15 protein-coding genes are annotated in these 18,743 nt (G+C 57.8%); 3 read left to right on the forward strand and 12 right to left on the reverse strand.

Annotated elements, in window-relative coordinates; translation table 11 throughout:
- Positions 1–769: 769 nt before the first annotated feature.
- Genes ISX84_RS05645 through ISX84_RS05675 form a run of 7 tightly spaced genes read right to left on the reverse strand, consistent with a single transcriptional unit; the run spans position 770 to position 9,560 of the window.
- Positions 770–1,507, reverse strand: a complete 738-nt coding sequence (locus ISX84_RS05645; protein WP_195819381.1) for an amino acid ABC transporter ATP-binding protein — start codon at positions 1,505–1,507, stop codon at positions 770–772.
- Positions 1,508–1,517: 10 nt separating this feature from the next.
- Positions 1,518–1,868: a RidA family protein gene (locus ISX84_RS05650; protein WP_195819382.1), complete on the reverse strand. Its 351-nt coding sequence runs from the start codon at positions 1,866–1,868 to the stop codon at positions 1,518–1,520.
- 3 nt (positions 1,869–1,871) lie between these two features.
- Positions 1,872–3,779 (reverse strand): propionyl-CoA synthetase, encoded by a 1,908-nt coding sequence (locus ISX84_RS05655; protein WP_195819383.1) that lies wholly within the window; start codon positions 3,777–3,779, stop codon positions 1,872–1,874.
- A gap of 11 nt (positions 3,780–3,790) precedes the next feature.
- Positions 3,791–4,534 carry an SDR family NAD(P)-dependent oxidoreductase gene (locus ISX84_RS05660; protein ID WP_195819384.1) on the reverse strand — a complete coding sequence of 248 codons (744 nt, stop codon included), beginning with the start codon at positions 4,532–4,534 and terminating at the stop codon, positions 3,791–3,793.
- Between the two features lie 17 nt (positions 4,535–4,551).
- Positions 4,552–6,198 (reverse strand): hydantoinase B/oxoprolinase family protein, encoded by a 1,647-nt coding sequence (locus ISX84_RS05665; protein ID WP_195819385.1) that lies wholly within the window; start codon positions 6,196–6,198, stop codon positions 4,552–4,554.
- Entirely contained in the window at positions 6,195–8,282 is a 2,088-nt protein-coding gene (locus ISX84_RS05670; protein ID WP_195819386.1) for a hydantoinase/oxoprolinase family protein, read from the reverse strand. Before ISX84_RS05670 ends, ISX84_RS05665 begins: the two co-directional genes overlap by 4 nt.
- Positions 8,283–8,285: 3 nt before the next feature.
- Positions 8,286–9,560 carry an NAD(P)/FAD-dependent oxidoreductase gene (locus ISX84_RS05675; protein ID WP_195819387.1) on the reverse strand — a complete coding sequence of 425 codons (1,275 nt, stop codon included), beginning with the start codon at positions 9,558–9,560 and terminating at the stop codon, positions 8,286–8,288.
- Between the two features lie 115 nt (positions 9,561–9,675).
- Between ISX84_RS05675 and ISX84_RS05680 the strand changes: the two genes are divergently transcribed.
- The gene (locus ISX84_RS05680) at positions 9,676–10,077 is read left to right on the forward strand and encodes a rhodanese-like domain-containing protein (RefSeq protein WP_195819388.1); all 402 of its coding nucleotides are present in this window, start codon (positions 9,676–9,678) and stop codon (positions 10,075–10,077) included.
- A gap of 3 nt (positions 10,078–10,080) precedes the next feature.
- Here ISX84_RS05680 and ISX84_RS05685 read toward each other — a convergent pair whose 3' ends face one another.
- Complete coding sequence (locus ISX84_RS05685) at positions 10,081–10,821, reverse strand: IclR family transcriptional regulator (protein WP_326838710.1); 741 nt, start codon at positions 10,819–10,821, stop codon at positions 10,081–10,083.
- A 48-nt stretch (positions 10,822–10,869) separates the two neighbouring features.
- Entirely contained in the window at positions 10,870–13,221 is a 2,352-nt protein-coding gene (locus ISX84_RS05690; RefSeq protein WP_195819389.1) for a molybdopterin-dependent oxidoreductase, read from the reverse strand.
- Between the two features lie 65 nt (positions 13,222–13,286).
- Between ISX84_RS05690 and metC the strand changes: the two genes are divergently transcribed.
- The gene (gene metC / locus ISX84_RS05695) at positions 13,287–14,462 is read left to right on the forward strand and encodes a cystathionine beta-lyase (RefSeq protein WP_195819390.1); all 1,176 of its coding nucleotides are present in this window, start codon (positions 13,287–13,289) and stop codon (positions 14,460–14,462) included.
- A 15-nt stretch (positions 14,463–14,477) separates the two neighbouring features.
- Positions 14,478–15,116, forward strand: coding sequence for a VOC family protein (locus tag ISX84_RS05700; RefSeq protein ID WP_195819391.1), 639 nt, complete (start codon positions 14,478–14,480; stop codon positions 15,114–15,116).
- Between the two features lie 91 nt (positions 15,117–15,207).
- Here the strand turns inward: ISX84_RS05700 and ISX84_RS05705 are convergent, their stop codons facing one another.
- The 3 genes from ISX84_RS05705 to ISX84_RS05715 form a co-directional block, all read right to left on the reverse strand.
- Positions 15,208–16,296: an amino acid ABC transporter permease gene (locus tag ISX84_RS05705; protein ID WP_195819392.1), complete on the reverse strand. Its 1,089-nt coding sequence runs from the start codon at positions 16,294–16,296 to the stop codon at positions 15,208–15,210.
- A 1-nt stretch (position 16,297) separates the two neighbouring features.
- Complete coding sequence (locus ISX84_RS05710) at positions 16,298–17,434, reverse strand: ABC transporter permease subunit (protein ID WP_195819393.1); 1,137 nt, start codon at positions 17,432–17,434, stop codon at positions 16,298–16,300.
- 63 nt (positions 17,435–17,497) lie between these two features.
- Positions 17,498–18,532 carry an amino acid ABC transporter substrate-binding protein gene (locus ISX84_RS05715; protein WP_229884157.1) on the reverse strand — a complete coding sequence of 345 codons (1,035 nt, stop codon included), beginning with the start codon at positions 18,530–18,532 and terminating at the stop codon, positions 17,498–17,500.
- Positions 18,533–18,743 lie beyond the last annotated feature (211 nt).

Here is an 18,743-nt window from a genome sequence, read left to right on the forward strand (position 1 = left end):
CATCAATGTCTAGCTCAGACAATACAACCAAATCCGGCCACATCACGCGCTTGGCATGCGCCCTCCTGTGCCTGAAACCTTATTAGAGAAACGCCAAATTAGTGGTACTGAAACTGGGGGCTAGACAGTTTACCTCACGCTTTGACGATTTTGTGGACGGAATACAAGATCGCCCCCTATTGTTGGACCACTTTGCGGTTTCGCCTGGTTTGTATGATGATGTTCAAGATGCGGGTATCGCGCATTCCGAATTTGAGAATGAGCTAGAAGGAAGCGGGGTCAGCCGCACCCAGAGGGCAAGCGACCATCGTCCAATCTGGCTGGAGATATAACAAATAGGGCTTAGCCTAGCCCAGTTCGAAGTCACCAATTATATCAAGTGCCTTTCGCAGTGGCCAGAGAGGTAGGTACGAGATGTACTACCACGTAGCAAAGCGTTTTGCGTTCGTGATGAATGTCCGGAAAGCGGGCTGCAAACGCAGCATTTGGAAGTACTCCCCAGCGGCGGTTTTGGACCGGAAGTGGGCAGAATTGAGTTTTCGTATTGGCGCGTTGCGCTAATACAGGCCTTAGGTGCCCATGTCGGAAGATACCAAATTAAGGGTCAGATCATCGCTTATGGCTTAGCTGAAGGAGACCTGATAGGTCGCGATCAGAACGGACTATCCTATTAGGCGCACGCCAAAACGATCATTGCTAAATGTCTCGACGACAGCGTCATCGTAGCGTCGTGCCATTGCAACAAGGCGTCCCAATGCGTTGCGTCTTTCTAGTGGCTCAGCACCTGGTCGAGGAATAGTTTTGTTCTTTCGCTTTTCGGCGCGCCAAAGAAGCTCTCTGGATCGCCTTCTTCGATGATCTCTCCGGCGTCCATAAAAATCACGCGATCCGCAACTTTGCGCGCAAAGCCCATTTCATGTGTGACGCAGATCATTGTCATGCCTTCCTGAGCAAGCGTCACCATTACGTCGAGCACCTCGCCAATCATTTCGGGATCTAGTGCGGACGTCGGCTCATCGAACAGCAGGATTTCAGGCTTCATACAGAGCGCGCGGGCAATGGCAACGCGCTGCTGCTGCCCGCCGGACAACTGCCCCGGATACTTATCGGCTTGGTTGGCGATCTGGACCTTGGCAAGATATCCCATAGCCGTCTTTTCCGCCTCTTCGCGCGGAAGCTTACGCGCCAACATCGGCGCCAAGGTACAGTTTTCCAAGATGCTGAGATGTGGGAACAGGTTGAAGTGCTGAAAGCACATACCAACTTCGCGCCGCATTTCTTCAATATTGGGTGCATCAGCGCTGATTTCTTCCCCGTTGATGAGAATCTCGCCGGATTGATGTTCTTCCAACTGATTGATTGTGCGGATCATCGTTGATTTACCCGACCCGGACGGGCCACAAACGACAAGCACCTCGCCTTTGGCGACGGACAGGTCAACGTCGCGCAGTGCATGATAGGTTCCGTACCACTTGTTGATTTGTTTCATTTCAACGGCAGGCTGCATGATAGTCTCCCTAGTGCTTTTCTTTGATTGCGGCGGTTACGATGATTTCAACTTTCAGGACGTCTCTGGCGAGTTTTGCCTCCCCGCAGGCCCGCGCAGGCGCGTGTCCCTCAGGCACCCAAGCATCCCAGACGGCATTCATGTCTGCAAAATCGGCCATGTCGGATAGCCAGATGATAGCCTGCAAAATATGTTCGCGGTCTGATCCGGCTTCTGTCAGCAGCGCATCCACGCGCGCCAGACAGTCCTTGGTCTGATCCGCAACCGACGTCCCGGCGCCGACCTGACCGCACAGGTATGCGACACCGTTGTGTTTGACGATCTTGCTCATGCAGTCGGAGGTGTGAAGGCGTTCAATCATGGCTTATCCAATCAGACTGCGCGCCGCGAGCGCGTCGGTTACTTCCGTAAGGATGGCAGGGTCATCAATGGCCGCAGGCATCTTGTAGTCAGCACCATCTGCAATCTTTTGTATCGTCCCGCGCAAGACTTTGCCTGATCTGGTTTTCGGCAGCCGTTGCACCGGGAGGGCGGTCTTGAATGCTGCGACGGCCCCGATCCTGGCGCGCACCAATTGCACCAACTCTTTCTCAAGCTCTGCACCGTCACGCGCGACCCCGTCATTGGTCACGTAAAATCCCAGTGGCATCTGACCCTTAAGAGCATCTGCTTTACCCACCACTGCACATTCGGCGATATCGGGATGACTTGCGATGACTTCTTCCATGGCACCCGTCGACAAGCGATGGCCCGCGACATTGATGATGTCATCGGTGCGCGCCATGATATAAACGTATCCGTCCTCATCGATAATGCCTGCGTCCGACGTGGCATAGTATCCGGGAAACTCGTTCATATAGGAGGACAGGAACCGCTCCGGTGCGTTCCAGAGCGTCGGGAATCCGGAGGGCGGCAGCGGCAGTTTGCACACGATGTTACCAAGTGTGCCAGGGGGCACCGGGTTGCCGTCATCGTCGAGCACATGAATGTCGTAGCCCGGCATCGGTTTACCCGGTGACCCAAGCTTGATCCGAAACGCGCCGAGCCCCACGGGATTTCCGGACATCGCCCAGCCCGTTTCGGTTTGCCACCAGTGATCAATGACCGGCCGGTCCAGCTTTTCCTGCGCCCATTCAATAGTCGCCGGGTCGGAGCGTTCACCTGCAAGGAACAGAGTTCGAAAGTGGCTTAGGTCATAGGTATCGATCAGCTTGCCCTGCGGGTCTTCCTTTTTGATCGCCCGGAACGCCGTTGGTGCGGTGAAGAGGGCCGCCACCTTGTGGTCCTGAATAACCCGCCAGAATGCACCGGCATCGGGTGTGCCTACCGGTTTGCCTTCGTAGACCACGGTCCCGCAGCCATGGAGCAATGGCCCGTAGCAGATATAGGAATGACCGACGACCCAGCCGACATCTGATGCAGCCCAGAACACCTCGCCGGGTTGCAGGCCATAGTGGTGCTCCATCGTCCATTTCAACGCGACCATGTGACCGCCGGTGTCACGTACGACACCCTTGGGCTGGCCGGTCGTCCCGGAGGTATAGAGGATGTAGGCAGGATCTGTGGCGGCGACGGCCACGCATTCCGTGCCCTGTCCCGAGGCTACAGCGGCCTCGACGGCGTCTGCGTAATCGACATCGCGTTCGGGGATCAACTCACACGCCAGCGCTTCCCTTTGCAGGACCAGGCACCCCTCGGGCTTGACGGAAGCCACTTCAATGGCTTCATCCAGCAACGGCTTGTAGGCCACGATCCGCCCCGGCTCGATCCCGCAAGAGGCCGAGATAATGACCTTGGGCCCTGCGTCTTCAATGCGCGTTGCCAACTCACCGGCGGCAAACCCGCCAAAAACCACCGAATGTATCGCGCCCAGGCGTGTACAGGCCAGCATCGCAAACACCGCCTCGGGCACCATCGGCATGTAGATGATGACGCGGTCGCCCTTTGCAACGCCCATACCCCGCAATACATGCGCCAGCGCGCTGACCTGCGCCGTCGCTTCGGCAAAGGTGAAACGCGAGACAGTATCGGTCACCGGGCTGTCATAGATCAGCGCGATGCAGTCGCCATGACCTGCCTCCACGTGCCGATCCAGACAGTTGTAGCAGGTGTTGCAGGTCGCCCCATCAAACCACCGCCCATAGACACCCATGTCAGGGTTAAAGACAGAAGTTGCGGATGTGAACCAGTCGATTTGTTCCGCAGCCGTTCCCCAGAATCCTTCCGGGTCTGCTTTCCAGGCGGCATAGGTTTGTTCGTAGGCAGATGACATAAAAATGGGCCTTAGCAGGTGTAATTCAGTCCAAGGCGCCCGCCATCCACGTAGATGGTTTCGCCTGTGACATAGCTTGATTTTGGAGAGCACAAAAACGCGACCACATCACCGATCTCGCGCGCGGTGCCGGCACGTCCCAACGGTGTCCGTGACATCGCCGTTTTGAATGCCTCCGGGTTGGCATTGACGCCCGCCATCATCTCTGTGTCGATGGAGCCCGGACCAACCGCGTTCACGCGAATGTTGTTCTTGGCAAGGGCAAGCGCCGCAACCTTCGTCAGCTGCATCACGCCGCCCTTGGACGCGCAATAGGCCGGGATCGCGGGGATCGCGACCTGAGCGTTGATCGAGGACATATTAACGATTGCGCCCTCAATCCCCTTCTCGACCATCGTGCGTGCGGCTCTCTGCGTGGCCACAAACACGCCACGCAGGTTCACGCCGATCACTGTATCGAACGCCGCAAGGTCATAGCTGAGAAAGTCGCCCGGCATGGCGATCCCGGCGTTGTTGACCAGCGCGCTGACCGGCCCATGCTCGGCCTCGATCGTGTCAAAGAGTGCAGCGATGGCACCCACATCCCCGAAATCACAGATGTAGCCCGCACCACCCAAGCGCGCGCCCTGGGCGACAACGTCGTCCTTGATGTCAGCGAGGATCACTTTGAACCCATCCTCGGCAAGCGCTTCTGCGCAGGCAAGTCCAATTCCTTGGGCTGCGCCCGAGATCAGGGCAATAGGTGTGTCAGTCATTGTCGGTGTCCTGTCTTTCATTCATATCCGTAGTCAGACTTCGCCTGTTCCGGCGTGATGAAGCCTGCCGAGAGGTCCGCAGCCACGTCGTCTTTCGATCTTGCAGAGGCCGGCCCGTAGCCCCCCCCGCCGGGCAAGCTCAGGCGCAAGCGCTGACCATTCTTGACCAACTGTCGCCCTTTTGCGCGCAACGTCGTTCCATCAGCCAGTTCAACGCGCCCCGCCGCACCCGGCGCACCTCCATCACGCCCGCGGGCGGCGTTTTTCACGCGATCAAACATGGCGTTGAAGTAGATGTCATAGCCGTCGCGCGGTTCGATCTCGATTATCTGCCCCAGCCCACCGCGCTGTGCACCTGCGCCGCCGGACCCTGCCCGTAAGTCCTTGCGCCATACGGTGATCGGGCCGACGTGTTCTGTCGCTTCCACGCTCATGGTGGACACTCCGGAGGGGAACGCCGTCGCAGACAGCCCATCATGTGCGGGCCGGGCGCCCGTGCCGCCAGAGTTGAACATCAGAACTTCGCGGTTCGGCAGATCGCCTGCCGGGTCGCTGGGCCGCGCGGAGATCTGAATGTTCCAAAGCGCTGATGCGCCTTCGGCAGGCACCGTATCCGGCAACGCCTTGTGCAACGCGCCCAAAACCACGTCCGGCACCAGATGCCCCATCACATGGCGCACAGACACAGGGGCCGGGCGCTTTGCCGCCAAGATGCACCCCTCAGGCGCTGTGATTTGAAACGGTTCCAGCGAGCCGGTGTTGTTCGGCACCTGCGGGGCGATCGCACACTTCAGCCCGTAGCAGGCATAGGCGCGGGTATAGACCTCGGGGCAGTTGACCCCGAACTTGCTCATGCCCGAGGTTCCGGCGAAATCCGCAATCAGGCTATTCCCGTCGATGGTCAATTGCACCTGCATGTGCACGGGCGCATCGTATCCATCGACCTGCATCATGTGCTGGAATGTTCCGTCCGGCACCTCGGCAATCGCTTCCAAAGTGGCCTTGCGGCTTGTCTCGATGATAAAGTCTGCCAGTGCATCAATGTCATCGCTGTCGAATTCGTCCAGCATCGCCTGCAGCCGACGATCCCCAGCCTCGTTGCACGCGGCCAGAGAATAGATGTCACCGACGGTTTGATCGGGTGTCCGCACGTTAGACCGGATCATGCGCACAAGGTCCTTGGAGACCTGACCCCGTTCGGCAAACTTCATGATCGGTATCAACAGTCCTTCTTCAAAAACCTCATGCCCGTCTGGCCCAAAGCCGCGCCCGCCGATGTCCACCACATGGGCGGTGCAGGCGAAGTAACCGATGTGCGTTTCGTTGCGGAACACCGGCGAAACGATGGTAATGTCGTGCAGGTGCCCGGTTCCCATCCAGGGATCATTGGTGATCAGGACATCCCCTTCAAAGATATCCTGAACCCCGATTTCGCGCACAAAATGCGTCACACTTTCGGCCATCGCATTCACATGCCCCGGCGTGCCGGTCACCGCTTGCGCGATCATCTGGCCATGTCGGTCAAAGAGACCAGCGGAGAGGTCTCCTGCTTCTCGAACGGACGTCGAAAAGGCTGTGCGAATAAGCGTTGTGGCCTGTTCTTCGACGACGGCGATCAGCCGGTTCCACATGATTTGCAGGTCAATACTGCTCAGCTTGCTCATGCTGTGCCCTCCTTGCGGAGCAGCAGCAAACTGCCGTCTCCCTGACCGACAACTTTAAACGCCGAAGTCACAATTGTTGTGGTTTCGCGTTCAACAACAATTGCGGGGCCGCTCACTTCGGTTCCTGGTGTTAGTGCCTCCCGCGCAACTTCCCGTGCTGTCACAGTCTTGCGCAAGGCGGCGTCAAAGAATTCGCGGTCCCGCAAGATCGCGGCGGTGCTCCCGTTTTGGTGGCGTTCCGCAGGCGATACGTCTTCCAGCACGGTGGATACAATCAACGACCAATTCGTCACCTCGCAAGCCAATCCGTCGATGATACGGCCAAAGAGGGCGCGGTAGGCTTGTTCAAAGGCATCGACAATCGATGCGCCATCACCATCTGCAAAAACCTTGTGCGGCAGCGAAACCGGTATCTCCCATCCTTGGCCGGAATAACGCATGAACGCCGTCAGCTTGATCTCGGTCGCTTGGCCTTTGGCGCCTCCGTCTACAAACGCCCGCGCTTCGGCTTCCAGCTCGGAGAGCATTGCGTTGACAGTCTCGGCATCGAATTCAGCCAGCCGCTGGAACAGTCCCCGGGATGCTTCATAGCTGAACGGCGCCTTGAGAAACCCGATGGCAGAGCCAACGCCTGCACCCGGCGGGATCAGCAAGGCATTGATCCCGAGTTTCTCGCACAGGCGGCAGGCATGCAGCGGTGCGCCGCCGCCAAACCCGACCATCGTAAAATGCTCGATATCGCGACCGTTCTCGACCGTGTGCACGCGGGCCGCATTGGCCATGTTCTCATCCACCATTTCGGTCACCCCAAAGGCGGCGTCTTCAACACTCAGCCCGGTGCTACCGGTCAACCGCGCTGTCACGGCAGCATCCGAGGCTGCGGGATGCAATGGGATCGCCCCACCGGCAAAGTTCTTCGGATCAAGTCGCCCGAGCAGCAAGTTCGAATCCGTAACCGTCGGCTCCTGACCGCCACGTCCGTAACAGGCGGGCCCCGGTTCAGAGGCCGCTGATTTTGGCCCAACCTGGATGCGGCCCATGGCATCAATCGACGCGATTGAACCGCCTCCGGCGCCGATCTCCACCATTTCGACAACCGGAGTCGACACAGTCATGCCGGAGCCTTTCTTGAACCGATAGGTGCGGGCGACCTCAAAGGTATTCGCGGTCTTGGGTGCGCCGTCTTCGATCAAACAGATCTTCGCCGTTGTGCCGCCCATGTCAAAGCTCAGCACCTTGTCCAAACCGTGCGCCCGCGCAAAGTCAGCGGCAAAGATCGCACCACCGGCGGGACCGGATTCGAGCAACCGCACAGGCTGCTCTGCCGCATCGTCGACCGACATCAACCCACCGCCCGAGTGCAGCATGAAGACCGGTGCATCCACGTCAGCCTCGCGCAGACGACTGACGAGGCGGCCGAGGTAATCCGCGACTTGCGGCTGAACATAAGCATTCGCGATGACTGTATTGAACCGCGGCAATTCCCGCATCTGAGGTGAGACCACGGAGGAGGTGGAAATCGACAGATCCGGTGCAGCCGTGCGAAGGGCTTCGGCCATCGCGACCTCATGTGCATCGTTGGCATAGGCATGCATCAGGCCGATGGCGACAGCCTCATACCCGCCGCTCAATACCCGTTGGACCATCTGCTCAACTTCGGCCTTGTCAAGCGCCAGCAAGACTTCACCCGCTGGCCCCATGCGGCCATTCAGCGTGAACCGATCCTGGCGCGGCACCAGAGGCGTGGGCAGGGTCAGGTTCAGATCATACTGCTCAAACCGGTTCTCGGATCGCATTTCGATGACATCGCGAAAGCCTTCGGTCGTGATGAAGGCAAGCTTGGCACCCCGCCGTTCGATCAAAGCATTGGTGACCAGTGTCGTCCCGTGAATGACCTGTTCGATCTCTCTGAGCGCTATTCCAGCTTGGGACGCCGCAAGCGCGATCCCGTCCAGAATGGCTTGCTCGGGTTGGGCATAGTTGGTCAGCACTTTGCAGGTGAAAAGCCGCCCGCTGTGGTCAAGTGCCACATCGGTGAACGTTCCGCCGATGTCTACGCCAACACGCGTTTTGAAATTGGTCATATCTTAGATGGCCTTGAGAACTTGGTTGGCTGTGAACGCGGATTGGTAGATGCGCGAGACAATGGGCGCACTGGGCACTGTCATCAGTTCGGTCATGGGGAGCGGCAGATCTGCGCGGTCCATCCCGGTGAGAAGCCCCGCCATGGTCTCGCCGAACATGGTTCCGGTGGTGATGCCGCGACCGTTGTAGCCGATTGGCGTGAAGAGGTTGGTGTCCAGCTCATAGATGCGCGGCAGGTGGTCCGGCGTCATGGCGATCTGGCCGTGCCAGGCTTCTTCGAACTCGACAGGGCCAAGGTCCGGAAATATGCCCGCGATCTGCTTTTTGGCCCATCTGTGCGACAAGCCGCGATCCTTGCTACCCACCACCTTTCCCATGGAGCCGACCAAAAGCCGGTTGAAGGCATCGCGGCGGATGTTGAACATGATCTGACCGGTATCCCAAAGGCCTTGTTTCCCGGGCAGGATGTGATCTGCTTCCGCCCCCAAGGGGCCGGTTGCCAGTTGGAAGTAATGGATCATTGTAAAAATGCGGCTCAGGTTGGGCCAGAGCGTATCGGTATAGGCGTTTGTACCCAGCACGACGGCCTTGGCTGTCACGGTTCCTCTATTGGTTTCAACTTTCCAAAGATCGCCGTCGCGCACCAGTTTCTTTGCGTGGGCGCCCGTGGTGATTTTTGCACCTGCGCCCATCGCTGCACGCGCCAAACCGCGACAATACCCCATCGGGTTGATGGTCCCGCAGCGATGATCCAGCAAACCGCCGTGGAAATGTGCGGTGCCAATCATTTCTGACACCTCTTCGCGCGACATAAGATCAACCGGTTCACCGAGGCGCATCCACTCCTCATGGCGCTCCTTTAGGTCTTTGAAGCCGCTTGGGCCGTGGGCGGCGTGGATTGTTCCGGTGCGCGTGACCTCACAGCGAATCTGATGCTTCTCGATCAGGGAAAAAACGTATTCCGGGCCGCTGCCGAACTTCTTTATGAAGCGCGGGCCATAAGTGGTGCCCAGTTTTTCGCGGACCTTCTGCGGCGGGAGCCACAAAGCCGCGTTAACCAGGCCGCAATTTCTGCCGGACCCCCCAAACCCGATCTGTTTCGCTTCAAGGACATGTGCAGAAAGCCCCTTTTCAGCACAGTGCAAAGCGGTTGAGAGCCCGGTGAAGCCACCCCCGACAATTGCAACGTCAACAGACACGTCGCCCAGGGTTTCATTGGTATAGTCTTCCTCTGCGGCAGACGCATCCCATAAAGAAATCGCAGCTTCTTTCGACATCAAAGAGACTCCATACTTTGGCGCTGAACAACAGACGAAGTGTTGCCAGCAAGGTTGCAACAGGAGTTACTTTGTGTCAATATATGAAATATATGTTCCGAATAATGGTACAACTATGGAAAAACTCAAAACCACTGCTGCGGACATGGTCAAGGCTGCCCGTAACCGCATCGAAGAGGTCGAAACTGCTGACTTGATCGCTATGATGGATGATCCTGACGTCGTTGTTGTCGACATTCGTGACGTTAGAGAGCGCCAGCGCACAGGTGCGATCCCGGGCTCGATCCATGCACCGCGCTGCATGATAGAGTTCTGGGTTGATCCGGACAGCCCCTATTATAAGGACGCTTTTGGCCAGGAGGACAAAAGATATGTCTTCCACTGTGCGTCAGGGTGGCGGTCGGCGCTGACTGTCGCGACGCTGCAAGACATGGGGTTTGACGCCGCCCATCTAAAAGAGGGGTTTTCGACCTGGGTGGAAAAGGGCGGCCCGGTGGAAACGATCGAGAAAAAGTAACCCTCAGGTTTTTGCCACTTTCCCCGCAACGCTTGTGGCGGCATGCGCCACAAGCGATCCCAGCCAATCGATGCCTTTGTCCGGCATGTTAACATTCGGTAGCGACACCCCAAGGGCTGCAATCGGTTTGCCGTTTGGCAGACATATGGCGGCACCCACACTCAGGATGCGATCCCGAAACTCGCCCTTGTCGTAGGCATATCCGCGGCGCAGGGTCTCTTGGACGTCGGCGTCGAGATCCGTCAGATTTGTGATCGTCAGTTCGGTGTGTCGGGTCAACCCTCCGCTAACCTGCGAGCGCAGCTCGTCATATTGATGGGCCAGGATGGCCTTCCCGGTTCCGACGCAATGCAGGGGCGCCGACCCGCCCACCGGGTTCCACGACCGTATAGGCTTGGAGCTGTCTCGTTTGTCGATGTAGATCACGGACAAGCCTTCCGGCACCGCAAGATAGATCGCTTCCCCTGTTTCTTTGGACAGATACTTCATCTCCGGGGCTGCCAGCTCGCGTAGATTCAAGTTGTCGAGAAGCATACGGCCAACCTGCCATGTCTTGAGAGTCGCAGCATAGGTCTTGTCCGGATTCTGCCGCACATAACCCAACACCGACAATGACTGCAGAAGCCTGAAGGTGTTCGATTTGGTGAGCTCCAACGACTTTGCGAGCTCGGTCACCCCCATACTTGATGGTGACCCTGCGAGGGTTTCCAGAATGGACAGACCTTTTGACAGTGTCGAATCCACTTTCGGCTCTTTTGCGTCTGCGATTGGAAAGCCCTCCCCACAGTGTTCCTAATCCGGGTCTGTATCACTATACAGAACGGGTGGTTGGTGAACAGTGATGTCTGGCGGCTCGCCGTCAAAGCGATGCAAGGAAACCCGCGCCGAATGCGATGCTGGAGATTGGGACAGGCTGGATGTCCGTTGATCGTGGGTCAGAGCATTTGGGTTTCCGTGCCGGTCGCGCGCCTGGGGTGCGGAAAAATCCGGATCCCACCACGCCCCGGTCCAAAGGAACACACATCCTTCAAACACCTCATCCGTGATCCGGGCACCAGCAAGACAGCGCCCCCGGGAATTAGATAGCTCGACAATATCCCCATCCGAGATGCGCCGCCTTGCGGCATCATTCGTGTGAATCAGGACGGGTTCTCTCCCCCGCACCTTGTGGCTCAGACTGAAGGCACCATTGTCCAGCTGGCTGTGCAATCGGGTCTTGGGCTGCCCGGAGAGCAGGAACAAATCGCCTTCTCCCGCCTTGAAGTCACGCTGAGGAAAGAAACAGGCGTGGCCTTTGCAGTCAGGCAAATCGAACCCGGCCAGTGTGTCTGAGAAAACCTCGATCAAGCCGCTAGGCGTTGGCAAAGGATTTGACGCAGGGTCTGCACGAAACTCGGCCAGAAAGACCTGGTTCGGCGATGGGTCTGGCAGTTTGATCACATCGCCTACGTGGAACGTGTCCCAATCGGGCAAGGACACGCCGTGTTGGGCCCCTGCTGCACGCGTTTCTTCCCAAATGTGCCGCAGCCAGGCGTCGGGTGTTCGTCCTTCGGTGAACTGCTCTTCTGTTCCCAAGCGACTGGCGAGGTCTTTATACATCTCGTATTCGACACGGGCCTCGCCTGGCGGTGCGGCGAGTTTGTGCATGGGGATGAGGGCGTTGTCGGATTTCCCCGCTCCAAAGTCATCGCGTTCCTGAGCTGCCGCGACGGGGAGGACAATGTCTGCGTGCCGCGCCATCGCCGTCCAGTTGAGATCATTCACGATGACGGTTTCCGGAGTTTGAATCGCCTTGTGAAGCCGGAGCAAGTCCTGATGGTGGTGGAACGGGTTTCCGCCTGCCCACCAGACAAGCCGGGCGTCGGGGAATCGGCGTTCAGCGCCGTTGTAGGTGTAGGCGCCGCCCGGGTTCAGTAACATCTCGGAAATCATCGCGACGGGGATGAAATTGGTCACCGGGTTCGTGCCCTGTGGCAGGGTCCCCCACCGGAACAACCGCTCCATGTTGCCAACGTTTGCGTTCACGCCGTAGCCAACGGTATAGCCGCCGCCGGGCAGTCCGATCTGCCCCAGCATCGCGGCCAGGGTGACCGCCATCCACAAGGCCTGCTCACCATAGTCGGCTCTTTGCACACCCGCAGCGACAGAGATCATGCACCTGTTCGACGCCATTTTCCGAGCAAGGTCTGTGATGTCTTGAGTGGACCATCCGGTATGTTCGGCCGCCCACTCTGCCGATTTTGGCACACCATCGGATGCGCCGGTTAGATACGCTTCGAATTGGTCATACCCCACACAATACCGGGCGAGAAACGCAAGATCGTGCAACCCTTCTGACATCAGCACATAGGCCAACCCAAGCATCAATGCCGTGTCAGTTCCGGGATGCACAGGCTTCCAGTCTGCATTCAAAAACGCGGCCGCATCCGTTCTCAACGGGCTGATGTTGACGAATTCGACACCCGCCTTTGCGCAGCTCCGCAGGTTATTGCTCATCCGGTGGATTGCGACACCTCCGTCGCTGACCTGGGTGTTGCGCATGGCCATGCCGCCAAACATCACCACAAGATCGGAATGTTTGGCGATCACGCTCCACCGGGTCGCTTCGGCCACATGCTTGCGAAAGGGTCCTACGATATAGGGCATCATCACAAGGGCGGCATTGTAGCTGTAATTTCCTTCGGAATACGAGAACCCGCCAACCGTGTTCAGAAACCGTTTGAGCTGACTTTGTGCGTGGTGAAAGCGCCCGGCGCTCGACCAACCGTAGGAGCCTGCGAAGATACTCTCGTTGCCGTGGTCTGTGCGCACGCGGTTGATTTCGCCCGCAATAAAATCCAGCGCGCGATCCCATGAAACCTCGACAAATGCATCGCGCCCGCGCGGCACAGGATCACGCGATTTGTCGAGCCAGCTTTTGCGGATTGCCGGGCGCAAAATACGCGCCGCCCCGTTCAAGCTGCCCGGGATGTTCCCGTTGATTGGTGAAGGGTCCGGGTCTGCGGGATGTCCGTCCACAGATACAATTCTCCCGGCCTCGACCCGGGCAATGCCGACACCCCAGTGGTTTGCAGTAAGTCTGGATGTTTTTGTCGCCAAGACGGGTTCACCTCGATTGCAGATGTTCCGATATAAAGAACACATTTGCCAAATATTGACACAATATTGAAGAGGTGTCAGGATAAAAGCAACATACGGAATCTACAATAATGCCCTCACTTGCGAAACCTCTTGAGGACCTTCTGGTCCAGTCCGGTCGGCCTGCCAAAACAGACGGTCGCCATGTCAACCTGCCAATCGAACTCGGGTCTACCATTGTCTTTGACACATTGGCAGAGTTCGAGGCGGCTCGCGACAAGCGGTATGAAACCGGCACAATGTACTATGGTCGCTATGGGAACGAAGCCAGTTTTCAGCTCGAACGTGCACTATCGCAGCTTGATCACGCCCATGGCACCACACTGACATCATCCGGCGTCGCGGCCATCTCGCTGACGTTGCTGACCTTTGCACGGCCCGGTATGCATCTATTGGTGGCGGACAACGTCTATGCCAACACCCGCGCTTTCTGCGATAAGGTGCTGACAGGGCTGAGTGTTCGCGTTGAGTACTTCGATCCCATGGTGGGAGAGGGCGTTTCAGATCTGATAACACCGGAAACCTGCGCGATCATGTTCGAGGCCCCGGGGTCCGGCACGTTCGAAGTTCCTGACATCCCGGCAATTGCAAGTGCAAGCAAGGCGGCCGGTATTCCCTCCATCATCGACAGCACCTGGGCAACGCCAGTGTTTTGCGCGCCTTTGACCTTGGGCGTTGACGTGGTTGTCGCGTCTTGCTCCAAGTATCTGAGCGGTCACTCCGATTGTATGTTGGGCATGATCGCCTGCACAGAGACCTACCACGATCAGATCCGCAGCACCGTCATGGCTGTTGGCGACAAAACCGGAGGGCAGGAGGTTTTCCTGATGCTGCGCGGGCTGCGGACCCTCAAAGTACGCATGGACGCAATCGATGCAGCTGGCCGGGAGATCGCCACGTGGCTTGCCGAGCAACCTCAGGTCAAGCGGCTGCTGCATCCCGCCTTCGAGAGCTGTCCCGGGCATGCCCATTGGCGGCGCGATTTCTCCGGGGCAGCGGGCCTGTTTGGCGTTGTGTTTCACACGTGCTCGAACGATCAAATCCGCAGCTTTGTCGACGCGTTACAGCACTTCGGCATCGGAGTCAGCTGGGGAGGATATGAGAGCCTCGTTTTGCCTGTCACACCCACCCGCACAGGCACAGATTGGTCTGAAGATGGTCAATTGGTCCGTTTTAATATCGGGCTGGATGATCCCGAAACCCTCAAGGCTGATCTTGCTGCGGCGCTTCCCCTCTTAACTTCATGATCGGACGATTGCCCAATGCCCAACAACAGAATTGATCACTTCGCGATCGGCGCCCATTCTCTGGAACAAGGTGTGGCTGCAATGCAAAACGCCTTGGGTGTCGAAGTCCCACGCGGCGGCAAACATGAAGCGATGAGCACCCACAACTGTGTCATGCAATCCGGGAACGAGAGCTTCTTTGAGTTGATCGCCATTGACCCGGACGCGCCAGACCCCGGGCGCGCACGTTGGTTCACTCTGGATGATCCGGCCACGCAAGAGCGGCTGTCAGAGCGTCCGCGTGCGCTGTGTTGGGTGGTTGGTACGGATGACTTGGACGCGGTGATCGCGGCGAGCCCCGTTGATCTGGGCGAAGTCGTCTTGTTTACACGCGGCGACCGATCCTGGCGCCTGACGGTGCCAAAAGACGGCAGTCTGCCAATGGGAGGGCTGCTCCCGGCTTTCATCGAATGGTCGCCCGGACCGCACCCGTCAACAGGGCAGCAGGATCTGCGTGTCACGCTCAAGTCCGTGCATTTGTACCATCCGGATCCCGATAACCTGTCTGGTATTCTTCAGGCGCTTGGGGTGGATCACCTGGCTTCCGTTCATCAAGGCGCGACCGCTTTGTCTTTCGAGTTGGAAACTGCAAACGGGTCAGTCACCCTCGACTAGCCACGCCTTGACGATGCGATTGCACGACGGGAAAGGGGCTGCCCAAAGGCAGCCCCTTTCCCGTCTGGGGGAGACCGAAGGCTGGCGCAGGTTACCGCTCGGATATGGCCATGCGACCCTTGAGGTATTCGCCGTACTGACCCAAGGAGAAGATGAAGAGCCAGTAGATCAAGGCGACGAAGACATAGACTTCCAGATAGTAAGGCGCCCATTCACCCGTGCCAAAGGCCGCCTTTGCCGATGCCATGACGTCGAAGAAGCCGATGATGATCACCAGCGCCGTTTCCTTGAACGTGATGACCACCATGTTGATGGTGGATGGCAGTGCGTGGCGGAACACCTGTGGCAGGACAATACGACCCAGAGTCTGCCAATAAGTAAGCCCAAGCGCCTGGCCAGCCTCGAATTGTCCCTTTGGGATCGCTTGAAAGCCACCTCTGAAAACTTCGGCCTGATAGCAGGCGAAGAACAGAGCGAATGCGACAATCACACGCCAGATTTTGTCACCTTCAAGCCAGCTCGGCAGGATGATCGGGATCACGACTGCTGCCGTAAACAGCGTGACAAGCAGGGGCAGCGACCGCACGAAATCGATCAAAACAACTGCAAACCCCCTGACAAACGGCATCTCGGAGCGGCGCATGAGCGCGAGCCCGAGCCCCATCGGCATGCCCAGCAGCACCACCGATGAGAACAGGAACAGTGTCAGGGACAGCCCGCCCCACCCATCTGTGGTGACCTGTTGCAGGCCAAGCAGGCTGCCTTCCATCAGCAGGTAGTAGGTCGCGAAACCAACAATCCACAGCGTCACGATGCGCTTGGCGCTCCACATCAGCGGGATGCAGGAGATCACGACGGTTGCGATGATGGCAACAGCGGCAAGCGTGGACCGCCAGTGCTGGTCGAAGGGGTAAAGGCCAAACAGGATCAGGCGGTGACGGGCGTCAATGACCGCCCAGCACGCCCCGGCGCCGGTACCTTTGCCGCATTGACCGACGTTCTCTGCCGACCAGATGGCGCGCAATATGGCCCAGTCAAACAAGGACCAGGCAAGCCATGCCAGCACACCAAAGACCAGGATTGAAAGAGCAGACTGCGTAGGTGTGGGAAACGCCCGCTTTTTCAGAACTTGCGTGATGGACTGAAATTTTGTCGGTGCTGTTACAGAGAGGTCAGACATATCAGTGCGCTTTCAGTTTCATACGCGCATTCAGCCAGTTTGTGAAAACCGCGAGACCGCCGTTCACCAGTAGGAATGCGCCAGCCAGGATCGCAATCAGCTCAAGGGTTTGACCGGATTGGGTGATCGAGATGGACACGATGTAGAAGAGGTCGCTGAACCCGATGGCGACACCAATCGTGGTCGCCTTCATCATGAAAATCCATTGATTGCCAAGCGGTGGAATAATCGAACGCAATGCCATCGGCATCTTGATGCGCGACCAGATGGCGCCTTTGCTCAGGCCAAGTGCCTGCCCTGCCTCTGTCAGGCCTTTGGGCACTTGTGCCAGGCCACCACGGACCACTTCCGCGATATAGGCGCTGCCATATAGGGTAATCGCAACAATCATCCCCACGAGCTCGATGGGAATTGTGATGCCCCCACGGAACCGCAATCCTTTCAGTTCCGGTATCGTGACGAGGGTTGCACCTTCCGGGCGCATTGCGATGGCGGCCACGATGCACATAAGGATTGACCCGCCGACCCAGCCCAGCACCCCGTGGATCAACGGAATTTTCCGCGATATCAAAACGACGCCGAGCGCTATGGAAGCAAGCAGCAGAGCGACGGCCACACCCGGCGTGACACTCAGCCCAGGCAGCATCAGACCACGGTTTGACAGGAATATCGTATCTGCCATTGACATCGCTTGGCGCGGGCCCGGCAAGTTGATCAAAACTGCGTAGAGGAAGACCAGTTGCAGGATCAGCGGGATGTTGCGGAAAATTTGGACATACACGGTGGCGGCGGTCTTAATCGCGATGTTCGACGCATCACGGGCAGTTCCGATGATGAATCCAAACAGGGTCGTCAGGAAAATCGCGATGAAGCCGACAAAAAGCGTGTTCAGAAACCCGACGAAGAGCGTCTGTGAATAAGGGTCCATGATTGTTTTGGGCACAAGCGAGAAGCTGTAGTCCCACCCCGTGCTACGCTCTAAAAATCCAAAGCCGCTGGTCAGACCCTGAGCTTCGAGGTTGGTGCGCGCGGTTGTAAAGGCACCCAGTATGACCAGAGCCGACAAGGCAATGAGGCCGGCTTGAATAGCGATTTTGCGCCGCTTTGCCCTTTGGCGCAACTCATCAGCTTTGGACATCTCGTTCCCCCTACCCAGGTAAGCAAGATGGGTCGGCAGTGGGCCGACCCATTGTTGGCCGGATCAGTCCAGGATCGGTGCGTAGAGCACGCCGCCATGGCTCCACAGGTTGTTCAACCCGCGGTCCAGTTTATAGGGGCTGTTTGCACCAAGGTTACGGTCATAAACCTCGCCAAAATTGCCGACCGCTGCGATCATCTCGCGCGCCCAAGTATCGCGAAGCCCAAGACGCTCCCCCATGCCGGGCTCGGACCCGAGCAGACGAGCAACCTTCGGGTTGGGTGGGTTGGCTGCCATGTCTTCGACATTGGCCATGGTCACGCCCTCTTCTTCGGCGATCAGCATGGCGGCCAGCATCCAGTTGACGACGTCAACGAATTCCTCGTCACCCTGCCGCATTGCAGCGGAGATCGGTTCCGACGACAGCTGATCGTTCAGGATTACGTGGGCATCAGGATTGTCGATTTCCGTGGCGCGCAGAACAGCAAGGTTAGGACCCCAGCCTGCGAATGCATCGCAGCGATTGGCGACATACGCCGCGCGAAGTTCGGCCGCACTCTCGTATGACACCATGGTATGTTCTACCCCAAGCGTTGACAGATAGTTCGCCGCGATCCGTTCGATCGTTGTTCCGGCTTCGACGCAAATTGTGCCGCCATCCAGGTCTTTGGCTTCCGTGATGCCCAAATCACCATGCGCCATGAACTGAGTGCCGCCGAAGAAATATGGCAGACTGAACTGCAAGCCGAGCTCGGTATCGCGACCCATCGTCCAGCCGGTCGCCTTGATAATCAGATCGACGTCCCCGGACTGCAAAGCCGGAAACCGCTGTGCCCAGGACAAAGGCACAATCTGATTGGCGTTCGGGTCCCCGAGGATAGCGGTTGTCAACGCGCGGCAGAGGTCAATGTCGAGCCCCTTCCACTCGTTTTTGTCGTTGACCTCAACAAAACCAAAGTAACTGCCATTGTGGCCTGAACACAGCAATGTGCCGCGCTCTTTGATTTGCTGAACCGTTGGGCTCTCGGCCACAGCCGTGACCGGAAGCAATGCAAGCGCAGCTGCCGCTACACTCTTGAGAGACATTTCCTTGAACATCTTTTCTTCCCTGTTGTTCTATATAACGACACATTTGTGCTGATATGTAGCATGTTTGGATGCATACGATGAGTCAAGTGAAAATCGCGAAATGCAAGGAGAGCATCTGAGGAATGCGTACCAACTGGACGTTTGGTGCTGATTTCATATCGGAATAATGCTGGCACATCGTAACCACCAAGGAGTGGAGGTGAGACAGAGTTGGAGGGGC

Source organism: Roseobacter sp. MH60115 (assembly GCF_015644665.1).
Classification (GTDB): Bacteria; Pseudomonadota; Alphaproteobacteria; order Rhodobacterales; family Rhodobacteraceae; genus Roseobacter.